21 protein-coding genes are annotated in these 18,981 nt (G+C 64.6%); 6 read left to right on the plus strand and 15 right to left on the minus strand.

The features are described from left to right. Positions 1-105 precede the first annotated feature (105 nt). From AC07Y9_RS10490 to AC07Y9_RS10530, 9 genes are all read right to left on the minus strand, one after another. Positions 106-1,059, minus strand: coding sequence for a D-2-hydroxyacid dehydrogenase family protein (locus AC07Y9_RS10490; protein ID WP_102679978.1), 954 nt, complete (start codon positions 1,057-1,059; stop codon positions 106-108). Between the two features lie 21 nt (positions 1,060-1,080). Beyond that, the gene (locus AC07Y9_RS10495) at positions 1,081-2,106 is read right to left on the minus strand and encodes an alpha/beta fold hydrolase (RefSeq protein WP_102679977.1); all 1,026 of its coding nucleotides are present in this window, start codon (positions 2,104-2,106) and stop codon (positions 1,081-1,083) included. 134 nt (positions 2,107-2,240) lie between these two features. Next, positions 2,241-2,678: a YqaA family protein gene (locus AC07Y9_RS10500; protein ID WP_102679976.1), complete on the minus strand. Its 438-nt coding sequence runs from the start codon at positions 2,676-2,678 to the stop codon at positions 2,241-2,243. Continuing rightward, positions 2,675-3,124 (minus strand): DUF411 domain-containing protein, encoded by a 450-nt coding sequence (locus AC07Y9_RS10505; RefSeq protein ID WP_053261030.1) that lies wholly within the window; start codon positions 3,122-3,124, stop codon positions 2,675-2,677. Before AC07Y9_RS10505 ends, AC07Y9_RS10500 begins: the two co-directional genes overlap by 4 nt. 204 nt (positions 3,125-3,328) lie before the next feature. Next, positions 3,329-4,243, minus strand: a complete 915-nt coding sequence (gene copD / locus AC07Y9_RS10510) for a copper homeostasis membrane protein CopD (RefSeq protein WP_102679975.1) — start codon at positions 4,241-4,243, stop codon at positions 3,329-3,331. 3 nt (positions 4,244-4,246) lie between these two features. Continuing rightward, positions 4,247-4,630, minus strand: a complete 384-nt coding sequence (gene copC / locus AC07Y9_RS10515; RefSeq protein ID WP_102679974.1) for a copper homeostasis periplasmic binding protein CopC — start codon at positions 4,628-4,630, stop codon at positions 4,247-4,249. A 57-nt stretch (positions 4,631-4,687) separates the two neighbouring features. Next, entirely contained in the window at positions 4,688-5,617 is a 930-nt protein-coding gene (locus AC07Y9_RS10520) for a copper resistance protein B (protein ID WP_102679973.1), read from the minus strand. Continuing rightward, complete coding sequence (locus tag AC07Y9_RS10525; RefSeq protein WP_102679972.1) at positions 5,614-7,440, minus strand: copper resistance system multicopper oxidase; 1,827 nt, start codon at positions 7,438-7,440, stop codon at positions 5,614-5,616. The genes AC07Y9_RS10520 and AC07Y9_RS10525 overlap by 4 nt, the downstream gene beginning before the upstream one ends. A 122-nt stretch (positions 7,441-7,562) precedes the next feature. Continuing rightward, positions 7,563-8,018, minus strand: a complete 456-nt coding sequence (locus AC07Y9_RS10530) for an SRPBCC family protein (protein WP_102679971.1) — start codon at positions 8,016-8,018, stop codon at positions 7,563-7,565. 397 nt (positions 8,019-8,415) lie between these two features. On the opposite strand from AC07Y9_RS10530, the gene AC07Y9_RS10535 reads away from it, so the two are divergent. After that, positions 8,416-8,946: a hypothetical protein gene (locus AC07Y9_RS10535; protein ID WP_102679970.1), complete on the plus strand. Its 531-nt coding sequence runs from the start codon at positions 8,416-8,418 to the stop codon at positions 8,944-8,946. Between the two features lie 61 nt (positions 8,947-9,007). On the opposite strand, the gene AC07Y9_RS10540 is transcribed toward AC07Y9_RS10535, so the two are convergent. After that, positions 9,008-10,003: an aldo/keto reductase gene (locus AC07Y9_RS10540; protein ID WP_102679969.1), complete on the minus strand. Its 996-nt coding sequence runs from the start codon at positions 10,001-10,003 to the stop codon at positions 9,008-9,010. A 119-nt stretch (positions 10,004-10,122) separates the two neighbouring features. Between AC07Y9_RS10540 and AC07Y9_RS10545 the strand changes: the two genes are divergently transcribed. After that, complete coding sequence (locus tag AC07Y9_RS10545) at positions 10,123-11,040, plus strand: LysR family transcriptional regulator (RefSeq protein ID WP_101337856.1); 918 nt, start codon at positions 10,123-10,125, stop codon at positions 11,038-11,040. Between the two features lie 91 nt (positions 11,041-11,131). Here the strand turns inward: AC07Y9_RS10545 and AC07Y9_RS10550 are convergent, their stop codons facing one another. Next, positions 11,132-11,263 carry a hypothetical protein gene (locus AC07Y9_RS10550; RefSeq protein WP_007928589.1) on the minus strand — a complete coding sequence of 44 codons (132 nt, stop codon included), beginning with the start codon at positions 11,261-11,263 and terminating at the stop codon, positions 11,132-11,134. Positions 11,264-11,460: 197 nt separating this feature from the next. Here AC07Y9_RS10550 and AC07Y9_RS10555 point away from each other — a divergent pair, with 197 nt between their 5' ends. Next, positions 11,461-11,649, plus strand: coding sequence for a hypothetical protein (locus AC07Y9_RS10555; protein ID WP_007928588.1), 189 nt, complete (start codon positions 11,461-11,463; stop codon positions 11,647-11,649). A 19-nt stretch (positions 11,650-11,668) separates the two neighbouring features. On the opposite strand, the gene AC07Y9_RS10560 is transcribed toward AC07Y9_RS10555, so the two are convergent. Then, a complete protein-coding gene (locus AC07Y9_RS10560) occupies positions 11,669-12,049 on the minus strand; it encodes a hypothetical protein (protein ID WP_007928587.1) in 381 nt (126 codons plus the stop codon). A 316-nt stretch (positions 12,050-12,365) separates the two neighbouring features. Here AC07Y9_RS10560 and pvdQ point away from each other — a divergent pair, with 316 nt between their 5' ends. Next, on the plus strand, positions 12,366-14,714 hold the full coding sequence (gene pvdQ / locus AC07Y9_RS10565) for a bifunctional acylase PvdQ (RefSeq protein ID WP_102679968.1): 2,349 nt from the start codon (positions 12,366-12,368) through the stop codon (positions 14,712-14,714). A gap of 52 nt (positions 14,715-14,766) precedes the next feature. Here pvdQ and AC07Y9_RS10570 read toward each other — a convergent pair whose 3' ends face one another. Next, positions 14,767-15,768: a FecR family protein gene (locus AC07Y9_RS10570; RefSeq protein ID WP_102679967.1), complete on the minus strand. Its 1,002-nt coding sequence runs from the start codon at positions 15,766-15,768 to the stop codon at positions 14,767-14,769. A 390-nt stretch (positions 15,769-16,158) separates the two neighbouring features. On the opposite strand from AC07Y9_RS10570, the gene AC07Y9_RS10575 reads away from it, so the two are divergent. Beyond that, complete coding sequence (locus AC07Y9_RS10575) at positions 16,159-17,196, plus strand: Ldh family oxidoreductase (protein WP_102679966.1); 1,038 nt, start codon at positions 16,159-16,161, stop codon at positions 17,194-17,196. A gap of 96 nt (positions 17,197-17,292) precedes the next feature. On the opposite strand, the gene AC07Y9_RS10580 is transcribed toward AC07Y9_RS10575, so the two are convergent. Next, positions 17,293-17,613, minus strand: a complete 321-nt coding sequence (locus AC07Y9_RS10580; RefSeq protein WP_009043722.1) for an ElaB/YgaM/YqjD family protein — start codon at positions 17,611-17,613, stop codon at positions 17,293-17,295. Between the two features lie 155 nt (positions 17,614-17,768). Here AC07Y9_RS10580 and AC07Y9_RS10585 point away from each other — a divergent pair, with 155 nt between their 5' ends. Then, complete coding sequence (locus AC07Y9_RS10585) at positions 17,769-18,023, plus strand: hypothetical protein (protein ID WP_007928582.1); 255 nt, start codon at positions 17,769-17,771, stop codon at positions 18,021-18,023. Here the strand turns inward: AC07Y9_RS10585 and AC07Y9_RS10590 are convergent. Continuing rightward, a complete protein-coding gene (locus tag AC07Y9_RS10590; RefSeq protein ID WP_037004701.1) occupies positions 17,995-18,930 on the minus strand; it encodes a LysR family transcriptional regulator in 936 nt (311 codons plus the stop codon). The genes AC07Y9_RS10585 and AC07Y9_RS10590 overlap by 29 nt on opposite strands. Between the last annotated feature and the right edge of the window lie 51 nt (positions 18,931-18,981).

Genomic DNA, 18,981 nt, shown 5'->3' on the forward strand with positions numbered 1-18,981 from the left:
TCTTGGCGCGAAAACGGTGAGGGGCTGCAAGGGAGCGGTGCGGGGCGAAGGTGCTGGCGCTCGATGATGGTGCAGGGCAGTGCTGGCGCAATGCCCTGGCGTGGTTCAGCCCAACTGACGGATCGGCTGGCCGGCGGCCCAGGCCTGGATGTCTTCGATCATCTGGGCGAAGAACTGCCGGTAGTTCTGTTGGCTGACATAACCGACATGGGGCGTGGCCAGCACGTTGGGCAGGCGGCGCAATGGATGATCGAGGGGCAGCGGTTCCTGCTCGAACACATCCAGCGCCGCGCCGGCCAGGCGCCCGCGTTCGAGGGCGCTGATCAGCGCCGCTTCATCGACGATCGGCCCGCGGGCGGTGTTGACCAGCAGCGCCGAGGGTTTCATCCAGGCCAGCGCCTGGGCGTCCACCAGGCCGCGGCTGCGTTCGCTGAGCACCAGATGCACCGAGAGCACGTCGGCCTGTTCGAACAGCTGTTGCTTGTTCACGTAGGTCACGCCGGCCGCCGCGGCCCGTTCGGCGGTGAGGTTCTCGCTCCAGGCGATCACCCGCATGCCGAACACCTGGCCGAACTGTGCCACCCGCTGGCCGATGCTGCCCAGGCCGAGAATGCCCAGGGTCTTGCCGTGCAGGTCGCCGCCCAGCCCCTGTTGCCAGAGGCCGGCGCGCAGCGCGCTGGCTTCGCTGAGCAGGTTGCGGGTCTGGGCCATGATCAGCGCCCAGGTCAGCTCCGGCGCCGCGTGCTTGTAACTGTCGGTGCCGCACACCTGGATGCCCAGGCTGGTCGCGGCGGCCAGGTCGATGGCGGCGTTGCGCATGCCACCGGTGAGCAACAGCTTGAGCCGCGGCAGGCTGCGCAGCAGGGCCGCGTCGAAACGGCTGCGCTCGCGCATCACGCAGATCACCTCGAACGGCGCCAGGCGCTCGCTCATGGCGGCGGTGTCGCTGGGGTAGTCATGGATAAAGCTGACCTGGCCGATGCCTGCCAGCACCGACCAGTCGACGACGTCACGGGCAACGTCCTGCCAATCATCGATTACCGCGATCTGCACACTCATGAAGGCTCCGGGGAAAACGCATCAATGTGACGCCAGCCAGCCCAGCAGGGCCTGGTGGAATTGCGCCGGTTGTTCCATCTGCGGGGCGTGGCCCAGGCCCGGGAACTCGATCAGGGTCGAGTGCGGGATAAGCCCGGCCACCTGCTTGCCCAGCACCTGGTAGTTGCCGATCCGCGCCTTGACCGCCGGCGGCGCGATATCGCTGCCGATCGCCGTGGTGTCGGAGGTGCCGATCAACAGCAGGGTCGGCATCTTCAGGTCCTTGAACTCGTAGTACACCGGCTGGGTGAAGATCATGTCGTAAATCAGCGCCGAGTTCCACGCCACCCGCGTGTGCCCCGGGCCCTTGTTGAGGCCGGCGAGCATGTCCACCCAGCGCTCGAATTCCGGCTGCCAGCGGCCGCCGTAATAAGTGCTGCGCTCATAGTTGCGGATGCCTTCGGCCGACAGCTTGAGCTCGCGGGCGTACCACTGGTCGACGCTGCGGTAGGGCACGCCGAGGGCCTTCCAGTCTTCCAGGCCGATCGGGTTGACCAGCGCCAGTTGCTGCACCTGCTCGGGGTATTGCAGGGCATAACGGGTGGCCAGCATGCCGCCGGTGGAATGGCCCAGCAGGCTGACCTGCCGGACGCCCAGCCGGTCCAGCAGTTGCCGGGTGTTCTGCGCCAGCTGCTGGAAGCTGTATTGATAGTGCTCGGGCTTGCTGGAGGTGCAGAAGCCGATCTGGTCTGGGGCTATGACCCGGTAACCGGCGTCGCTCAAGGCCTTGATCGAGGTGTCCCAGGTCGCGCCGCAGAAATTCTTGCCGTGCATCAGCAGCACACTGCGACCGTTGGGCGTGCCCTTGGCCGGCACATCCATATACCCCATCTGCAAGGCCTGGCCCTGGGACTCGAAGGCAAAGTGCTGCAGCGGGTAGGGATAGTCGAAGCCTTGCAGCTCGGGACCGTAGGCCGGGCCTTCGGCGGCAAGGGCGGGCAGGGTGGCGGTCAGCAACAGGCCGGGTAACCAGCAGGCGAGGCTCCAGTGGGTGGGGCTTAGGGACATACATGACCTCCGAGAGAAATGAGCCGATCCTGGCGCGGCGTGATTAGCGCGACATTAATAAGCAGAGGCCATCGTCAGGGCGAAACGTTCCCTTCGTGGTCATGCTTATAAGCCTGGAGGCGTGCCCCGTCAGCTCAACCGAACCAGCCGAGAGTCATCCAGGCCAGCACGCCATAACGCGCGCCCTTGGCCAGGGTGACGACCAGCAGGAAGCGCTTTAGCGGTTCGCCCATGATTCCGGCCACCAGGGTCAGCGGGTCGCCGATGATCGGCAGCCAGCTCAGTAGCAGGGACCAGTGGCCGTAGCGCTGGTAATGGTTGCGGGCCCGTTGCAGATGGCGTGGGCCGACGGGGAACCAGCGGCGGTCCTTGTAGTGTTCCAGGCGCTGGCCCAGCCACCAGTTCACCAGGGAACCCAGGACATTGCCGAGGGTGGCGACGGCCAGCAGCAACCAGACCGGGTGCTGGCCGTTGAGCAGCAGGCCCACCAGCACGGCCTCGGATTGCAGCGGCAGCAGGGTGGCGGCGCCGAAGGCCGCCAGGAACAGGCCGAGGCAGGCGGTGAGGATCAATGGGCCGGGTAGTCCGCGACCACCACGTCCTTGCCGTCCCTGGTCAAGCCGATGACCTGGTAGGCGTCGGCGGGCATGCCGTCCATTTCCATGCCGGGCGAGCCCATGGGCATGCCGGGAGCGGCGACGCCGAGCAGGTCATCGCGCTTGCTCAGGGCCAGCACCTGGTCCGCCGGCACATGGCCTTCGACGAATTTGCCGTTGATCACCGCGGTGTGGCACGACGCCAGGCGCGGGGCCACGCCCAGGCGCTGCTTGACTTCGCTCATGTTGCTTTCGACGTGGTCGTTGACCTTGAAGCCGTTGGCTTGCAGGTGCTCGATCCATTTCTTGCAGCAGCCGCAATTGGCGTCGCGGTGCACATCGATCGGGATCAGGTCGGCGGCCTGGGCCAGGGAGCCGACGAGCAGGGCAGACAGGGCTGCCAGGCGCAGAGTGTTGTTCATAGGAAGTCTCTTGATCATCAGGGCGCCTTGGGGCGCGGTGTTGGGCCGACAGGGTGGCGTATTTTGCTACTTTTCTCGAGCGCGGCGCGGCGCTTGTGTTTCAACGTTATACCGAGCGCTGGCCATTCAGGTTGTCTGGTACTGCGCGTTGTCGTTCATCGCGGGCAAGCCTCGCTCCTACAGAAGCGTGCCCGCGATAGGTGTTCATTCGGGAACCGGGCTCAGGATGCCGAGCATGGCCACCAGGCCTAGGATCAACAGGGCTGCCGCCAGTTCCAGGACCATGCTGCGACGCAAGGCGGGCAGGGCTGCCTGGGGCGAGGCCTGGTGCAGCGCCTGTTCCAGCTGCGGAACCAGATGGAAGCGGTTCAATGTGGCGAACACCAGCATGCTGGCGAACACCGCCACCTTCAGGCTGAGGAGCAGGCCATAGGTGCTGGCGCTCAACGTTGCCAGGTCCGGGCCGACGATCAGCAGGTAGTTGAGCACGCCGCTGATGGTCAGGACGACCACGATCAGCGTGCCCAGGCTGGCAAACCCCTTCAGGGCATCGAGCAGGTGGCCTGCCTGCGGTTCGTCTTCGCAGGCGCTACGACGCAGCAGCAGGGCGAAAGCCGCCAGTGCCCCCAACCAGGCGCCGGCACCCAGTAAATGCAGGATGTCGCTGCCCAGGTGCAGGTAATGCCGGCCACCTTCGCTCATCGCCCCGTGGCCGCCCCAGGCCAGGGTGGCCAGGGCTGCCGCCGTGCACAGAATCAGGCCGTAGAGGGTGAACCTCGGCCAGCCACTGCTGAACAGAAGCAGCCCCCCCGCCAGCAGCAACGCCGCCAGGCGCAGCAGCCAGCTTTGGCCGACAGCGGTTTCCAGCATGAGCGCAGACAGCAGCGCCGGGTCCAGTTCGGCCAGGCTGGTCGCGCCACTCATCGACAGCGCCAGCTGCAGCAGCGCGGCGCCCGACAGCAGCGCGCCCAGCACCAGGGCGGTCGCCAGGGGCCGGCGAAAACGCCATTGGCTCTGCGCGCCACGCAGCCCGTAAAGGCTGAACAGCGCCAGGCCAAACAGCAGCGTCAGATCGAGGTACAGGGCAAAACGCAGGGCGAGGTTGATGGGTTCGCCCATGGCTCAGTTGACTTCGAAGGTCAGGTTGCCGGTGATCGGATGGGTGTCGGCGGACACCGCCCGCCACTCGACTTTGTAGTTGCCCTTCGCGAGCGGGGTAGCGGGGCTGATGATCATGCTTTTCGGATCGCTGCCGCCGGCCACGCTGGCCTTGACCGGCATCGGCGCGTGGCTCATCCCGGGCATGCCGGTCATCAGCAGCCGAGCCCCGGAGAACTGGGTGGTGAGGGGTTCCGAGAATTGCAGCTCGATTTTCGTCGGTGCCGCGCCCTTGGCGCCTTCGGCCGGGGTCGAGGCCAGCAGCTTGGGGTGCGCCTGGGCGACGCCGGTGAGTAACAGGCCGGCACCGAAAGTGGCGGCGATGACGAGATGCTTGAGGTGGGACATGCAAGGCTCCAGGCGGCATTGGCCGCGTGATGTTTTTAGTTATCTATTGAAGGGAAGTCAGAACCACAGGCGCACACCGAGCACCAGACGGGCTTCGCTGTTGTCTTCGCCTTCTTCACGGGCGTAGTCCGCGGTCTTGCCGTAGCTGCGGCTCCAGGTCACGCCGACGTAGGGCGCGAACTGGCGGTGCAGCTCGTAGCGCAGGCGCAGGCCGGCCTCCAGCGAGGAGAGCCCCGAGCCGACGCCCCGTTGCGGGTCGTTCTTGCCGTACAGGCTGACCTCTGCGTTGGGTTGCAGGATCAGGCGGTTGGTCAGCAGGATGTCGTATTCGGCCTGGAGCCCCAGGGCACTCTGGCCGCCTTCGCCGAGGTAGGCGGTGGCCTGGCTTTCGAAGTTGTACAGGGCCATGCCTTGCAGCCCGAGGGCGGCCCAGGTCTGCGGCGCGCCGGGCTTGAAGTCCTGGCGCACGCCGCTGACCACATCCCACCAGGGGCCGATGGCATGGCCCCAGAGCGCCTCGACCTGGGCGTTTTCGGTCCGGCCGTTAGTGCGCTCGCCCTCGCTGCGCAGCCATAGCCGGTCGATGTCGCCGCCGATCCAGCCGTTCATTTCCCAGGCCAGGGCACTGCCGTCATCGGCGTCCTGGTACTCCAGGCGATCGACCAGCCACAGCGAGTTGATCGCCTTGTCGTGCACGCCGTGGCCGGACACCGGCGGGAAGGCGGCGCGGCGGTCGGCGTCGGTGAGTACCGGGATCGGCGTGCGGCTGCGGGTGGGCGCCGCGGATTCCATGGTCTGCAGCGGTTCGCCGTCCATGCCGGTCATCTGGCTGTGGTCCATGCCGGGCATCGGGTTGCCTTGCATCGCGGAAGCCGGCATGGACGAATGATCCATGCTGGAGTGATCCATGCTTTCGGCGGCCTGCAAGGTGGCGGCGCCGAGGCCGAGCAGGGTGGTGAACAGGGTCAAGGCGTTTTTCGGCATCATGCGGCGCTCCCGGCTTCGTCCACTCGTACTTCGCGAAACATGCCCATCTCCATGTGGAACAGCAGGTGGCAGTGATAGGCCCAGCGCCCCAGGGCATCGGCGGTCACCCGGTAGCTGCGTTTGCTGCCCGGTGGCATGTCGATCGTGTGCTTGCGCACCAGGAAGCGCCCCTGTTCGTCTTCCAGGTCGCTCCACATGCCGTGCAGGTGGATGGGGTGGGTCATCATGGTGTCGTTGACCAGGGTGATGCGTACCCGCTCGCCATAGGTCAGGCGCAGGGGCTCGGCGTCGCTGAACTTGATGCCGTCGAACGACCAGGCGAATTTTTCCATGTGCCCGGTCAGGTGCAGCTCAATGGTGCGGCTCGGTTCGCGCCCGTCGGGGTCTTCGAAGGTGCTGCGCAGGTCGGCGTAGGTCAGTACCCGACGGCCGTTGTCGCGCAGGCCGATACCCGGGTCGGCGAGTTTCGGCGTCGGGCTCATGGTCTGCATGTCCACCAGCGGGTTGCCGTCCTCCGAGGCCGGGTGGCTTTGCATGGCGCCGCCCATGGTGCCGTGGTCCATGCCCGACATGCCGGCCATACCGCTGTGGTCCATGCCGGCCATGTTGCTGGAATCCATCCCCTGCATCTGGCTGTGGTCCATGCCCTGCATCTGGCCATGATCCATGCCGGGCATGGCGCCCATGCCAGCCATGCTGCCGTGGTCCATGCCCATGTCGGCCATGCTGATCAGCGGCCGCGGGTCCAGGGGCGGCACGGGCGCGCTCAGCCCAGGACGCTGGCTCAGGGTGCCGCGGGCATAGCCGCTGCGGTCCATGGCCTGGGCGAACAGGGTGTAGGCCTCCTGCGAGCCGGGCTCGACCAGCACGTCGTAGGTTTCCGCCACGGCGATGCGCAGTTCATCGACGCTGACCGGCTGCACATACTGGCCGTCGGCGGCGACCACGGTCATCTTCAGGCCGGGAATGCGCAGGTCGAAGTAGCTCATGGCCGAGCCGTTGATCAGGCGCAGGCGCAGCTTCTCGCCGGGCTTGAACAGCCCGGTCCAGTTGCCGCCCGGGCTCTGGCCGTTGATCAGGTAGGTGTAGGTATGACCGCTGACGTCCGCCAGGTCGGTGGGGGTCATTTTCATCTGCGCCCACATCTTGCGATCGGCGAGGGTGGCCGCCCAGCCGTCGCGGCTGACGTCCTCGATAAAGTCGCCGACCGTGCGCTTGTGGAAGTTGTAGTAGCCGGGCTGCTTTTTCAGGATGTGCATCAGGCGCTCGGGCGCCTCGTCGCTCCAGTCGCTGAGCATCACCACGTAGTCGCGGTCGTACTGGAAGGGTTCCGGCTCGCGGGCCTCGATCACCAGTGGTCCGTAGACCCCGGCCTGTTCCTGCAACCCCGAGTGGCTGTGGTACCAGTAGGTGCCGTTCTGCCGGACCTTGAAGCGGTATTCGTAGAGGCCGCCGGGGGCGATGCCGTGGAAGCTCAGGCCCGGCACGCCGTCCATGTTGGCCGGCAGGATCAGGCCGTGCCAGTGGATCGAGGTGTCCTCCTGGAGGCGGTTGCGCACCCGGATGGTCACGGTGTCGCCCTCGCGCCAGCGCAGCAGCGGGCCGGGCAGGCCGCCGTTGATGGTCATCGCGGTGCGCGACGTGCCGCTGTAGTTGACCTGGGATTCACCGATGAACAGGTCGAACTGCTGGCCGCTGAGGGCGGGCAGCTGGCCGTCTTCGCTGCGTGCCCAGAGCGGCTGTTGCCACAGCCCGGTGCCGGCCAGTACGCCGCCGGCGGCCAGGCCCTTGATAAAACTGCGTCGTGTGGGTTTTACATGCATGCCCCAAGGCTCCCTCGATCCTGCTGGTCAGGTATGAGGCGACCTTAAGCGGCGCGGCCTGTCAGAAAACTGAGGTGAAGATTACAGATTTGTCAGCCAGCGCGGCGCCACCCGTTGCCGGATCAGTGGGCGATCTGTTCCAGGTTGCGCTTGAGGTTGGCCAGCGCCAGTTGGGACAAGTGCTCGATACGCGGGCGCAGGCTGAGCAGGTTGAGGTCGGAGCAGTAGTGCAGGGTGCGCTTGAACAGGGTTCCGTCCCCGTATTTGCACAACTGATAGTGGATCGAGCCGTCTGCTGGCGCAGAACTGAAGACGATCTTGAACTCCTTGGGAAACACCGCGACCAGTACCCGGCAGCTCAGGTGGATCTGCAGGCCGAGCAGGTCGATGGTTTTGCTGAAGCGATGCCCCGCTGGCAACGAGCCGGCCAGGCCGGTGTCGGCGCGCAGGGACGCGGGATGCCACTCGGGCCAGCGATCCGGCTGAGTCACGTAGTAGTAGACGGTATCGATCGGCGCGTGGATGTAGAGCTCATGGCGGATGAGCTCGTCCAAAAGGTGCTGCTGACGTTGTTCCATGATGCACCTCCTTGTTGTAGGGACCCTCAAATATAGTTGCCCCTGCGCCTGTCATGGAGGTGTGGAACAGACCGTTCGGCGGACTTCGGACAAGCCCGTCCAGGCAACTAACCAGTCGCTACGCTAGAGGCCGAAAATCACTGCTTAGTTGTCATGGGTTTGATTGTTAAATAATTGTTTCGGCCAGCAAAAACGGGCCTTCCGGCATTTGTATCGGAAATGTACAAAAATTGTAAAAACCAGAAATATTTGTTGGTGAGACGCCTTGGCGCGTCGATACTCGCGACCATCGTTTTCCCTCAATCAGGCTTTTCAGACGTTTCTTAGTTGAACTTGCGCGATCCTCTTGTTGGCCGCGCAAGACGTATGTCGAAAGTCCGTACACAGGAGTCTTTTTATGGCAATCGGATATGTCGGCGGCTGGACCAGCAAGGCTGGTCTGTTGGTGCAGGACACGGGCACCCGGGGCAAGCCGGTCAGCCAGAGCACCAAGGTCAAGCAGATGCTCGCCCTGGTCGGCCAGAACCCGCTGGCGCTGAACGTGTTCAAGATGGACGAAATGAAGCTGCACAAGCAGATCAAGGGTTTCGATCCGGAGAATGTCAGCGCCAAGCAGCTGGGCAACATGAGCACCTTCCTCAAGCAGAAGGGCCTGATCAGCGACGTGACGGCGATGACCCTGCTCAACGCCGGCGACAAGTTCGACCGCTTCGGCGTGCAGGCCGACCCGGATGCCAAGTTCAATGCCCTGGAGTACTTCGCGATCCAGCTGGACAACATCCAGACCAACAACCTCAAGGGCAACAAGTACGCCAGCTACCTGATCCCCGAGTACAAGAAAGCCATCTACGTGCTGCAGAACCTGCAAAGCTACGGCAAGGGCAACGGCACCACGGTGACCGACAAGAATCGCTCCACCAAGGCGTGAGGCGACAAACAAAGGCCCTCGACCGATAAACCGGTCGAGGGCCTTTTTTGTGGCTGGCTGTTTACCGGTCGAGCAAGGCCATCACCGCTTGCGGGTAACGCTCGCCGGCGGTGGCGTCGGCGGTGAATATCCGTTCCAGGGCCTGCAGTTCGTCAGCGCCGAGGCGGACCTGCAGCGCGGCGACATTCTCCTCCAGGTATTTGCGTTGCTTGGTGCCCGGAATCGGGATCAGGTAATCGCCCTGCGCCAGTACCCAGGCCAGGGCCAGTTGCCCGGCGGTGATGCCCTTGGCCGCCGCGAGTTGCTTGACCTGTTCCACCAGCAGCAGGTTCCTGGTGAAGTTCTCACCCTGGAAGCGCGGGCTGAAACGCCGGTAGTCGTCGGCGGCGAAATCCTCCGGGCTCTTCAGGGCGCCAGTGAGAAAACCTCGCCCCAGCGGGCTGTAGGGCACAAAGGCGATGCCCAGGCGCTGGCAGGCCGCCAGGCAGCCGTTGTCTTCCTGGTCGCGGCTCCACAACGAATATTCGCTTTGCAGGGCGCTGATCGGATGCACCTTGTGGGCCCGCTCCAGCGTTGCCGCCGAGGCTTCGCTGAGCCCCAGGTAGCGGACCTTGCCGGCCCGCACCAGCTCGGCCATGGCGCCGACGGTTTCCTCGATGGCCACGTCCGGGTCGATGCGGTGCTGGTAATACAGGTCCAGGGTGTCCACGCCCAGGCGCTGCAAGGTGCCGTCGATCGCCTGGCGAATGTAGTCGGGGCGGCCGTTCACTCCGCGCGCCGCCGGGTCGCCGGGGTTGCGGACGATGCCGAACTTGCTGGCCAGGAACACCTGGTCGCGTTTGCCGCGGATCGCCTGGCCGATCAGGATTTCGTTGCTGTGGGGGCCGTACATGTCGGCGGTGTCCAGCAGGTTGATCCCCAGTTCCAGGGCGCGATGCAAGGTGGCGGTGGCTTCCCGGGTATCGGTGCCGGTGGTGTAGAAATCGGTCATGCCCATGCAGCCAAGGCCGATGGCTGACACTTGCGGGCCGTTCTTGCCCAGTTGACGGGTTTGCATAGGAGAAGCTCCGGTGGATGGGGTGGCGGCCATTGTTCTCCTCGACAAAAACAAGATAAACCGGCTAAAAGCGCTATCACTATTCGTAAATTCTAAATAATTCGCGACAGGCCAAGCCAATGGACCGTTTTAATGCCATGCGTGTGTTCACCCGCATCGTCGACCTCGGCGGTTTCGCCAAGGCCGCCGACAGCCTGCAGATGCCCCGGGCCTCGGTGACGGTGCTGATCAAACAGTTGGAGGCGCATTTGGGCGTGCAGCTGCTGTTGCGCACCACCCGCCAGGTCACGCCGACCCTGGACGGCGCCGCCTATTACCAGCGCTGCGTGCGGCTGCTGGCGGACCTTGAGGAAACCGAAGCGGTGTTTTCCGCCGCGCGCCACAACCCGCGCGGCACCTTGCGCATCGACATGCCAGCGGGGATCGGGCGGCTGGTGGTGATCCCGGCGTTGCCGGCATTCTCCGAGCGCTACCCGCTGGTCGACCTGGAAATCGGCCTCAACGACCGGCCGGTGGACCTGATCCGCGAAGGGGTGGACTGCGTGTTGCGCGGCGGCCTGTGCCTCGACGACTCGCTGGTGGCCCGGCCGTTGCTGGCGCTGGAGCAGGTGACGTGCGCCAGCCCTGCCTACCTGCGCCAGCGCGGTGTGCCGCAGAGCCTGGACGAGCTGGCCGGGCATCAGATGATCGAGTATTTCTCCAGCGTCAGCGGCAAGCGTTATGGCCTGGAGTTCGAGGTGCAGGGCCAGGTACTGTTGCCTGAGTTGCCCAAGCAGGTGTCGGTCAACAGCGCCGATGGCTACCTGGCCGCCTGCGAGGCCGGCTATGGGTTGGTGCAGACGCCTTACTATCACGTCGCCCAGCAGCTGGCCGAAGGTCGCCTGAGCGAAGTGCTCCGGCACATTCCGCCACCCAGGATGCCGTTGAGCGCGCTGTACCCGCCGCACCGGCACCTGTCGACGCGGGTCCGGGTGTTCGTCGACTGGCTGGTGGAGCTGTTCGCCCAACCGGGGATTCACAACACCCGGCTGGCGTAGCTCGACAGTAAAGACAGACGCCCGCGGCGAGGCGGGCGTCGGGCAATTTCGTGGTGGGTTACAAGGGGGAAATACTGGCGCTCTGGATGACTTAGCGGTGGTAGTAGTAGCCGGGGCCGCCGTCGTAATGGCGGTGATGCCAGCCGTCGTGAGGGAAGATGATGCAGCCGGACAGGGCCAGCATCGCCAGCAGGGGAATCAGCCGGGTGATTCGACGGAACATTGCGCAGTCCTCAAAGGGCTCTGGGGTTAAAACCGCCGCGATGCAGCGAAAACTCTTCGGCGGCTGTAACATGAGACCCCGTTCGCCCGCGCCCATCCCCGATTCTCGGTAGGCGTTTGGCATCTGTTTCGATACAGAGTCGATACATTCACATGCGGCATTTTCAGGCCGCACCTTTACAGGTTCAGGAACCCGCAATGACCCAGAAGCAACGCTTGATCTATTCGATTGTGATTTCCCTGGTGGTACTGGGAATCATGCTTGGCCTTTCTTACCTGCAGAACGCCGGGATGATCACCGAGAAAATGTTCCAGTACATCGCCATTGGCGTGGCGGTGACCGTGGTCGTGATCAATGGCGTGATGCGGCGCAAGGTCAAGCCTTGAGAGACACCCCCCGACGGCCTCAGTCGCGGCCGTCGAGTATGGCTTCAGCCTGTTGATGCAGGCTGAAGCTCTTGTCCGCATTGAGGGTAATCACGCCTTCGCTGCACAGCCGCTTCAACACCTCGCGCACGCTGAGGAACGACAGCGGGATATCCAGCTCCAGCAAATGACTGTGAATGCCTCGCACCCCCAGGGCGCGCTGGCTTTCGGCTGCCTGCAGCAAGGCATCGATGACTTTCAGGCGAATCAGGCTGGTGCGCAGGCCGAAGCTCTTGAGCAGGTGCCTGATGCGTTCGTTGCGGTTGCGCTCGGCTTGCTTGCCGAAGACACCGGCGCCGGCGTTCAGGGAGGACGCGGGTTGTGCGGTGTGGCCATCCGTTGGCAGTTGCGGGTCGTACATGCAAAAACTCCTTTTCAGAGCCTGATCAGGAAAATGACGGGTGCTCTCACATAACTAGACGAACGAGCCGCACAAATCATGAGGAATCAGTTGTAGAAAATTTGTGAGGGCTTTGTCGTCGCCAGGTTGGCGGGCGATCGGCGCCTGGCGCGAGGGCGCTAAATTTTCCGTGGCGGTTTCGTCTGTAAGGGCAGGCGGGCTTTGGCTGATGCCGGGTCGCGCCGTCCTTTACCGGGCTGGAATCCGTATCCCCTGTGTGCTCATCGGCATGCCGCGCCAGCCTGGGTTGTGCATCTTCTTTCGATCAGGAGTCGGCGTGATTATTTCCAGCCAGTTGCCCAGGTTTTGCCTTGCGGGTTTGTTTCTCGGGCTGAGCCTTGCGGCTCAGGGACGCGAGGTCCAGGGCGGCGAGGCAAGCGCCGATATTCGCCGCACCGGTTTTGGCGTCCCGCATATTCGCGCCGCCGACGAGCGCGGGCTGGGTTACGGCATCGGTTACGCCTATGCCCAGGACAACCTGTGCCTATTGGCCAACGAAGTGCTGACGGTCAATGGCGAGCGTTCGAAGTATTTCGGGCCGCAGCAGCAGACCGTCGAGCAGCGGGAAAACCTCACCAGCGACCTGTTCTTCAACTGGCTGAACACGCCCCAGGCGGTGTTCGGCTTCTGGCAGGCGCAGACGCCGCAGGTGCGGCAACTGATCGAAGGGTATGTCGCCGGCTATAACCGCTCCCTGGCCGAGCGCCGGGCCCAGGGCCTGCCCGAGCAGTGCCAGGGTGACTGGGTACGGCCGTTGACCGCCCTGGACCTGGTCAAGCTGACCCGCCGGCTGTTGGTGGAGGGTGGCGTCGGCCAGTTCGCCGAAGCCCTGGTGGGCGCGACTCCGCCATCCGCCACGGCGCAGCTGAAGCCATCGGCCCAGGCCTTCGCCCAGGCGGATGCCCGCGGCCAGCGGTTCGCCCTGGACCGTGGCAGCAACGCGGTGGCCGTGGGGCGCGAGCGCTCGTTCAATGGTCGCGGCATGTTGCTGGCCAACCCGCATTTTCCATGGGTGGGCGGCATGCGCTTCTATCAGATGCACCTGACCATTCCCGGCAAGCTGGACGTCATGGGGGCCGCCTTGCCCGGCCTGCCGATGATCAATATCGGTTTCAGCCAGCACCTGGCCTGGACCCACACGGTGGACACCTCCAAGCATTTCACCCTGTACCGCCTGCAACTGGACCCCAAGGACTCGACCCGCTACTTGCTCGACGGCAAGTCCCTGCCGTTGGAGAAACAAACGGTCAGCGTCAAGGTGCAGGGCGAGGACGGCCAGCTCACGACCGTCAGCCACAGTGTCTACAGTTCGCAATTCGGCCCGCTGGTGCAGTGGCCCGGCAAGCTGGACTGGGACAACCGTTTCGCCTACAGCCTGCGCGACGCCAACCTGGAAAACGATCGGGTGCTGCAACAGTGGTACGCGATGAACCAGGCCCGCAGCCTCAAGGAGTTGCAAGCTTCGGTGCATCGACTGCAGGGTATTCCCTGGGTCAATACCCTGGCCGTGGATGACCAGGGTCAGGCGCTGTACATGAACCAGTCGGTGGTGCCCAACGTCAGCGCGGAAAAACTCGCCCACTGCAGCGACCCGCGGATCGGCACCCAACTGATCATTCTCGACGGTTCCCGCGCGGCCTGTGCCTGGGACATCGACCCGGCGGCCGCGCAAAAGGGCATCTACCCGGCCAGCCAGCTGCCGCAACTACTGCGCAGCGATTACGTACAGAACTCCAACGACTCGGCGTGGATGGTCAACCCGGCCGCGCCGCTGCAAGGCTTCTCGCCGCTGATCAGCCAGCAGGACCTGCCGCTGGGGCAGCGCGCGCGTTTTGCCCTGAATCGCCTGATCGGCACGGGCAAGGGCGAGCCGCTGAGCGCCGCCGACCTCAAGCACATGGTGATGGACGACCAGGTGTACCAGGCCGGGCAGGTGATGCCGGACCTGCTGCAGTTCTGTGCCGCCGACCTGGGCAGCGATGCCCAGGCCCTGGCGCCGCTGTGTGCCAGCCTCAAAGCCTGGGACCGCAGCGCCAACCTGCAAAGCGGGGTGGGCTTGGTGCATTTTCGCAACGTCATGGAACAGCTGGAGGCTGTCGATAATCGCTGGCGCGTGGCCTTCGATGCCCGGGACCCGCAGCACACGCCGCGCGGCCTGGCGATCGACCGGCCGCCGGTGGCCAAGGCGCTGCGCGCGGCGATGCTGGCCTCGGTGCAACAGGTGGCCGAGTCGGGCCTGAAGGCCGACAGCCGTTGGGGCGATATCCAGGTGGTCAGCAGCGGCGGCCGGCAGACGCCGATTCATGGCGGCCCGGCCAGCCTGGGCGTGTACAACGCGATCCAGAGCATCCCGGCGGCCGACGGCAAGCGGGAGGTGGTCAGCGGCACCAGTTACCTGCAAGTGGTGACCTTCGACGAGCAGGGGCCGCATGCCCAGGGCCTGCTGGCGTTTTCCCTGTCCAGCGACCCGGCGTCGCCGCACTCGCGGGACCAGACCGAGGCGTTCTCGAAGAAGCAGTGGAGTGTGTTGCCGTTCACCGAGCAGCAGATCCAGGCGGACCCGCAGTATCGGTTGCAGGTGATTCACGAAGTGGATGATCGGTTGCGCAAGGTCGCGACCCAGTAAGCGCGTTCAATCTGCCGTCAAGCGCAGGCCGCACCCGTGAGGGTAGCGGCCTTCAGCTTTTTGGCGCGGTGCCTGGCAGCGAATTGATGACCGGGTTGCCGTCCTGGTTGCGGGTCAGGTACACCGGCAACACCTTGGGCAGCGTGGTCACCAGGCTCTTGACCGCGGTGACGTCGTAGATGCCGCCGACCCGAATGTTGCCCGTGGCGCTGTCGGCCAGCATCACCGGCTTGCTGAGGTAGCGGTTGATCAGCGGCAGGGCCTCGCCGAGCGCCAGGTTGTCCAGCACCAGCTTGCCCTGGCGCCAGGCCAGCGAGCTGTCGTTGGCAGCGGTCTGGCTGATCAGTGGCTGGTAATCGCCCTGGCGATAACGCGCCTGCATGCCCGGATCGAGAGGCAAGCCAGCGTCGGGGTGGCTGTTGTCGCTGTTCACCAGCACCGAACCTTCGAGCAGGGTGACCCGCACCTGATCCTCGTACATCCAGACGTTGAACTCGGTACCGGTGACCCGGACCTGGCCGCTGGCCGCCTTGACCACGAACGGATGGGCGCTGTCGTGGCTGACCTTGAAGAAGGCTTCGCCTTTTTTCAGGGTGACCCGGCGCTGGTCCTTGTAGTTGCTGTAGGTCAGCTCGGTGCCCAGGTTGAGTTCGACCTGGCTGCCGTCGGCCAGGGTCACCTGGCGCATGCTGCCGTCGGCCTGGAAATGTTCGTAGGAGGAGGGCAGCCAGCCCAGGCTCCAGCCGCTGTAGGCGGCCAGGGGCAGGGCCAGGGCGCTGATCGCCGCGGCCATGCCGTAGGCGCGCCAGGGTTTGCGCGGCGCCGGCAAGGGCAGGACGGTGGTGGCTTGAGGGCGAGGCAGATGGTCGGCGACTTCCCAGATTTCCTGCATCGCTTCGTATTCGAAGGCATGCAGCGGGTGGGCATCGCGCCATTGCTCGAAGGCCTGGTGTTCGGCGGCCGTACAGTCCGCGGCATGCAGACGCATGCACCACTGCGCGGCGGCATCGGTGATGGCGTCGTATTCGGCTTCTGTGAGGTGCTGTTCGCTCATTGGCTCTTCCTGGTTTCGCGCATTCTACCCTTCGCAGCCAGGCTTGGAGAACCGCCGTCATGGCTAATGCATATCAAAGTTGAGGTTATTTTTGGAGCAAAGCCTCTGAAACACAGGACTTTTGTCAGCAGTATCCACAGCTGGAGTGAAAAAAAGATCAAAAACACCCTGGCCGCGGTCATCGCCACTGCCACCTTGCCGAGCTCCGGTGCACCATCCTCGGCTGACGGCGTGTTGGTGGCGGCTCTGTCTCTTGCTGGCATCGCCGGTGCCAGGCCATGGCCGAGGTTGACAGGGCGCGCGCAAAGCGTTGTTTAATCGTCGGGCGCACTCTCCTGGGTGCCTTCTCATGCGCTGTAGCCCATTCCAATAATTAATCCGGAGCTCCAGATGTCTGTATCGCCCCCGGCTGTTGAAACACCGCAGGAACACCTGTCGCTCGAGGCACTGGTGCAACTGCTGGAAACGATCTTCCTGCGCCATGGCACCAGCGCCGAAGTGGCGCGCAGCCTGGCGCACAACTGTGCCGCTGCCGAGCGCGACGGCGCCCACAGTCATGGCGTGTTCCGTATTCCCGGTTATGTCTCGACCCTTAACAGCGGCTGGGTCAACGGCAAGGCCGTGCCGGTGGTCGAAGACGTGGCCCCGGCCTTTGTCCGGGTCGATGCCGGCAACGGTTTCGCCCAACCGGCGCTGGCGGCGGCGCGGGCGTTGCTGGTGGAGAAAGCGCGCAACGCCGGGATCGCCATTCTGGCCATCCGCAATTCCCATCACTTCGCCGCGCTGTGGCCGGACGTCGAGCCGTTCGCCGAGGAAGGGCTGGTCGCCCTGAGCGTGGTCAACAGCATGACCTGCGTGGTGCCCCACGGCGCCGATCGGCCATTGTTCGGCACCAACCCGATTGCCTTTGCCGCGCCCCAGGCCGGGGGCGACCCCATTGTCTTCGACCTGGCCACCAGCGCCATTGCCCATGGCGACGTGCAGATCGCCGCGCGCAAGGGCGAACGCCTGCCGCCGGGCATGGGCGTGGACGGTCTCGGCCAGCCCACCGACGATCCGAAAGCCATTCTCGAAGGCGGCGCGCTGTTGCCGTTCGGCGGGCACAAGGGTTCGGCGCTGTCGATGATGGTCGAGCTGCTGGCGGCGGCGCTGACGGGTGGCCATTTCTCGTTCGAGTTCGACTGGTCCAACCACCCGGGCGCGAAGACGCCCTGGACCGGCCAGTTGCTGATCGTCATCGATCCGAGCAAGGGCGCCGGGCAGAATTTCGCCGAGCGTAGCCAGGAGCTGATCCGCCAGATGCATGGCGTAGGGCTCAAGCGCCTGCCGGGGGATCGCCGGCATCGCCAGCGGGAAAAGTCCCTGCGCGAGGGGATTGCCCTGGACGCCGCGGAGCTCAAGCAGTTGCGGGAGCTGGCGGGGCTTTAAAACGCGCTTTCAACACGCAAGGACCAGGCAAGCATGCTGCAAGCCTGGTCCTTTTTTTAGCGGTCGCGGGTGGCGCTGGTCGTTACAGAAAACCGGTTACGAACGACGCCCCAGCAACAGGCCCACCACCAGGCCGACGCCGGCGGAGATGGCCACGGTCTGCCACGGATGGCCGCCGATGTATTGCTCGGTAGCGTCCACCACCGGCTTGCTGCGCTCGCGCACGCTGGACACCGAGTCCAGTGCCTGCTTGAGTTTCAACCCGACCTGTTGGCGCAGGTTCTCGCCTTCCTCACCCACCAGCGATGCGCTGCTTTTCAGGAGCTTTTCCGATTCTTCGATCAACGCTTGAAGCTCGCTGAATTCCTGGTCCTTGATTTGTTCGTCAGCCGCTTGCGCAGCAGTTTTACGAGCCATTGAGTTACTCCTTGCGGGTCAGTGATGCGATGAACAATGGAGTTGCGGGGCCGGCGAAAAGTTGCAGATATTTTCTCCACCCGCTCCATGCCGGCGGGAAAACCCCAGCCGTCACAGTGTAAGATGTCGGCTATTTTACGCAGCAGGAAATTCCCATGAGCTTCAATCTGGCCAACAAGACTCTCGCCGAGCGTGCAGAGATCGAAGATGAAAAGTCCCGTCTGTTCGAGCTGTGGCAGAGCAACCTGGGCAAGGCCAAGGGCGAAGCCGCACGGTTGTTCGGCGAGCGCGGCAAGCGCAAGGGCAAATGGGCCGAATGGGTGCGTGCCGAACTCGACGGCATGTCGCCGCCGGAATACGCCAACATGGTGCGCAGTGAAGTCAATCGCCTGATGGCGGCGAACAAGTAAGCTCGAAGCTGGCGACGATCGCCTCGCGCACTTTCAATACCACCGGATCGATCTGCGCGCTGGTGCGCCAGCCCAGCTCGATCGGGTAGCGCGGCAGGTCCAGCGGGCAGGGCAGCAGCGCCAGCCCGGTCAGTTCGGCGATGCTCCGCGCGGCGTGGGCCGGAATGGTCGCCACCGCCTGGCTGCCCTTGAGCAGATGGGGCAGCGCGGCGAAATGCGTGGTCGAGGCGCAGACCTGGCGACTCAGCCCTAGGGCCGCCAGGCCCTCGTCGGTAATCCCGATAAAGCCTTGCGACGACACCAGCACATGCTCACGGGCGACGAACTCGTCGAGGTCGATGGCCTGCTGTCCCGGGCCCAGGCTCGCCGGGTCCGCCAGACACAGATAACTGCCTTCCCCCAATACCTGACGGCTGAGCATGCGTTCGGCGAAACCGCCGGCGCTGATGGCCAGGTCGATGCTGCGCTGCAACAGCGCTTCGCCGACGATCTGGCTGTGGCTCTGGCGAAAGATCAGCCGCAGCTTCGGCGCCCGCCGGGCGACTTCCTCGATCAGGCGCCGACCGTAGGCAATCTCGAAATCGTCCGACAGCCCGATCGCCACCGAGCGGCCCTGATAATGGCTGGCATGGGGATCGACCATGGCCAGGCTCTGCCGGCATTTGTTCAGGGCCTCGCTGACCACCGGCTTGAGCTGGTTGGCCCGCAGGGTCGGCGCCAGGCCGCGCCCGGTGCGCACGAACAACTGATCGCCGTACAGCTCGCGCAGGCGCCGCAGCGCCGCGCTCATGGCCGACTGGGTGACGCCCAGGCGCAAGGCGGCGCGGCTGGCGCTGGATTCGTCATGCAGGGCTTCGAAGGCCTTGAGCAGGTTGAGATCGACCTGGGCGATATTCATCTGGTTCATATCATTCAGTATCAGGAGGGGCTTTCTGCATGATCGGCGAGGGCCGGACAA

Source organism: Pseudomonas sp. GW456-L12, from assembly GCF_059424045.1.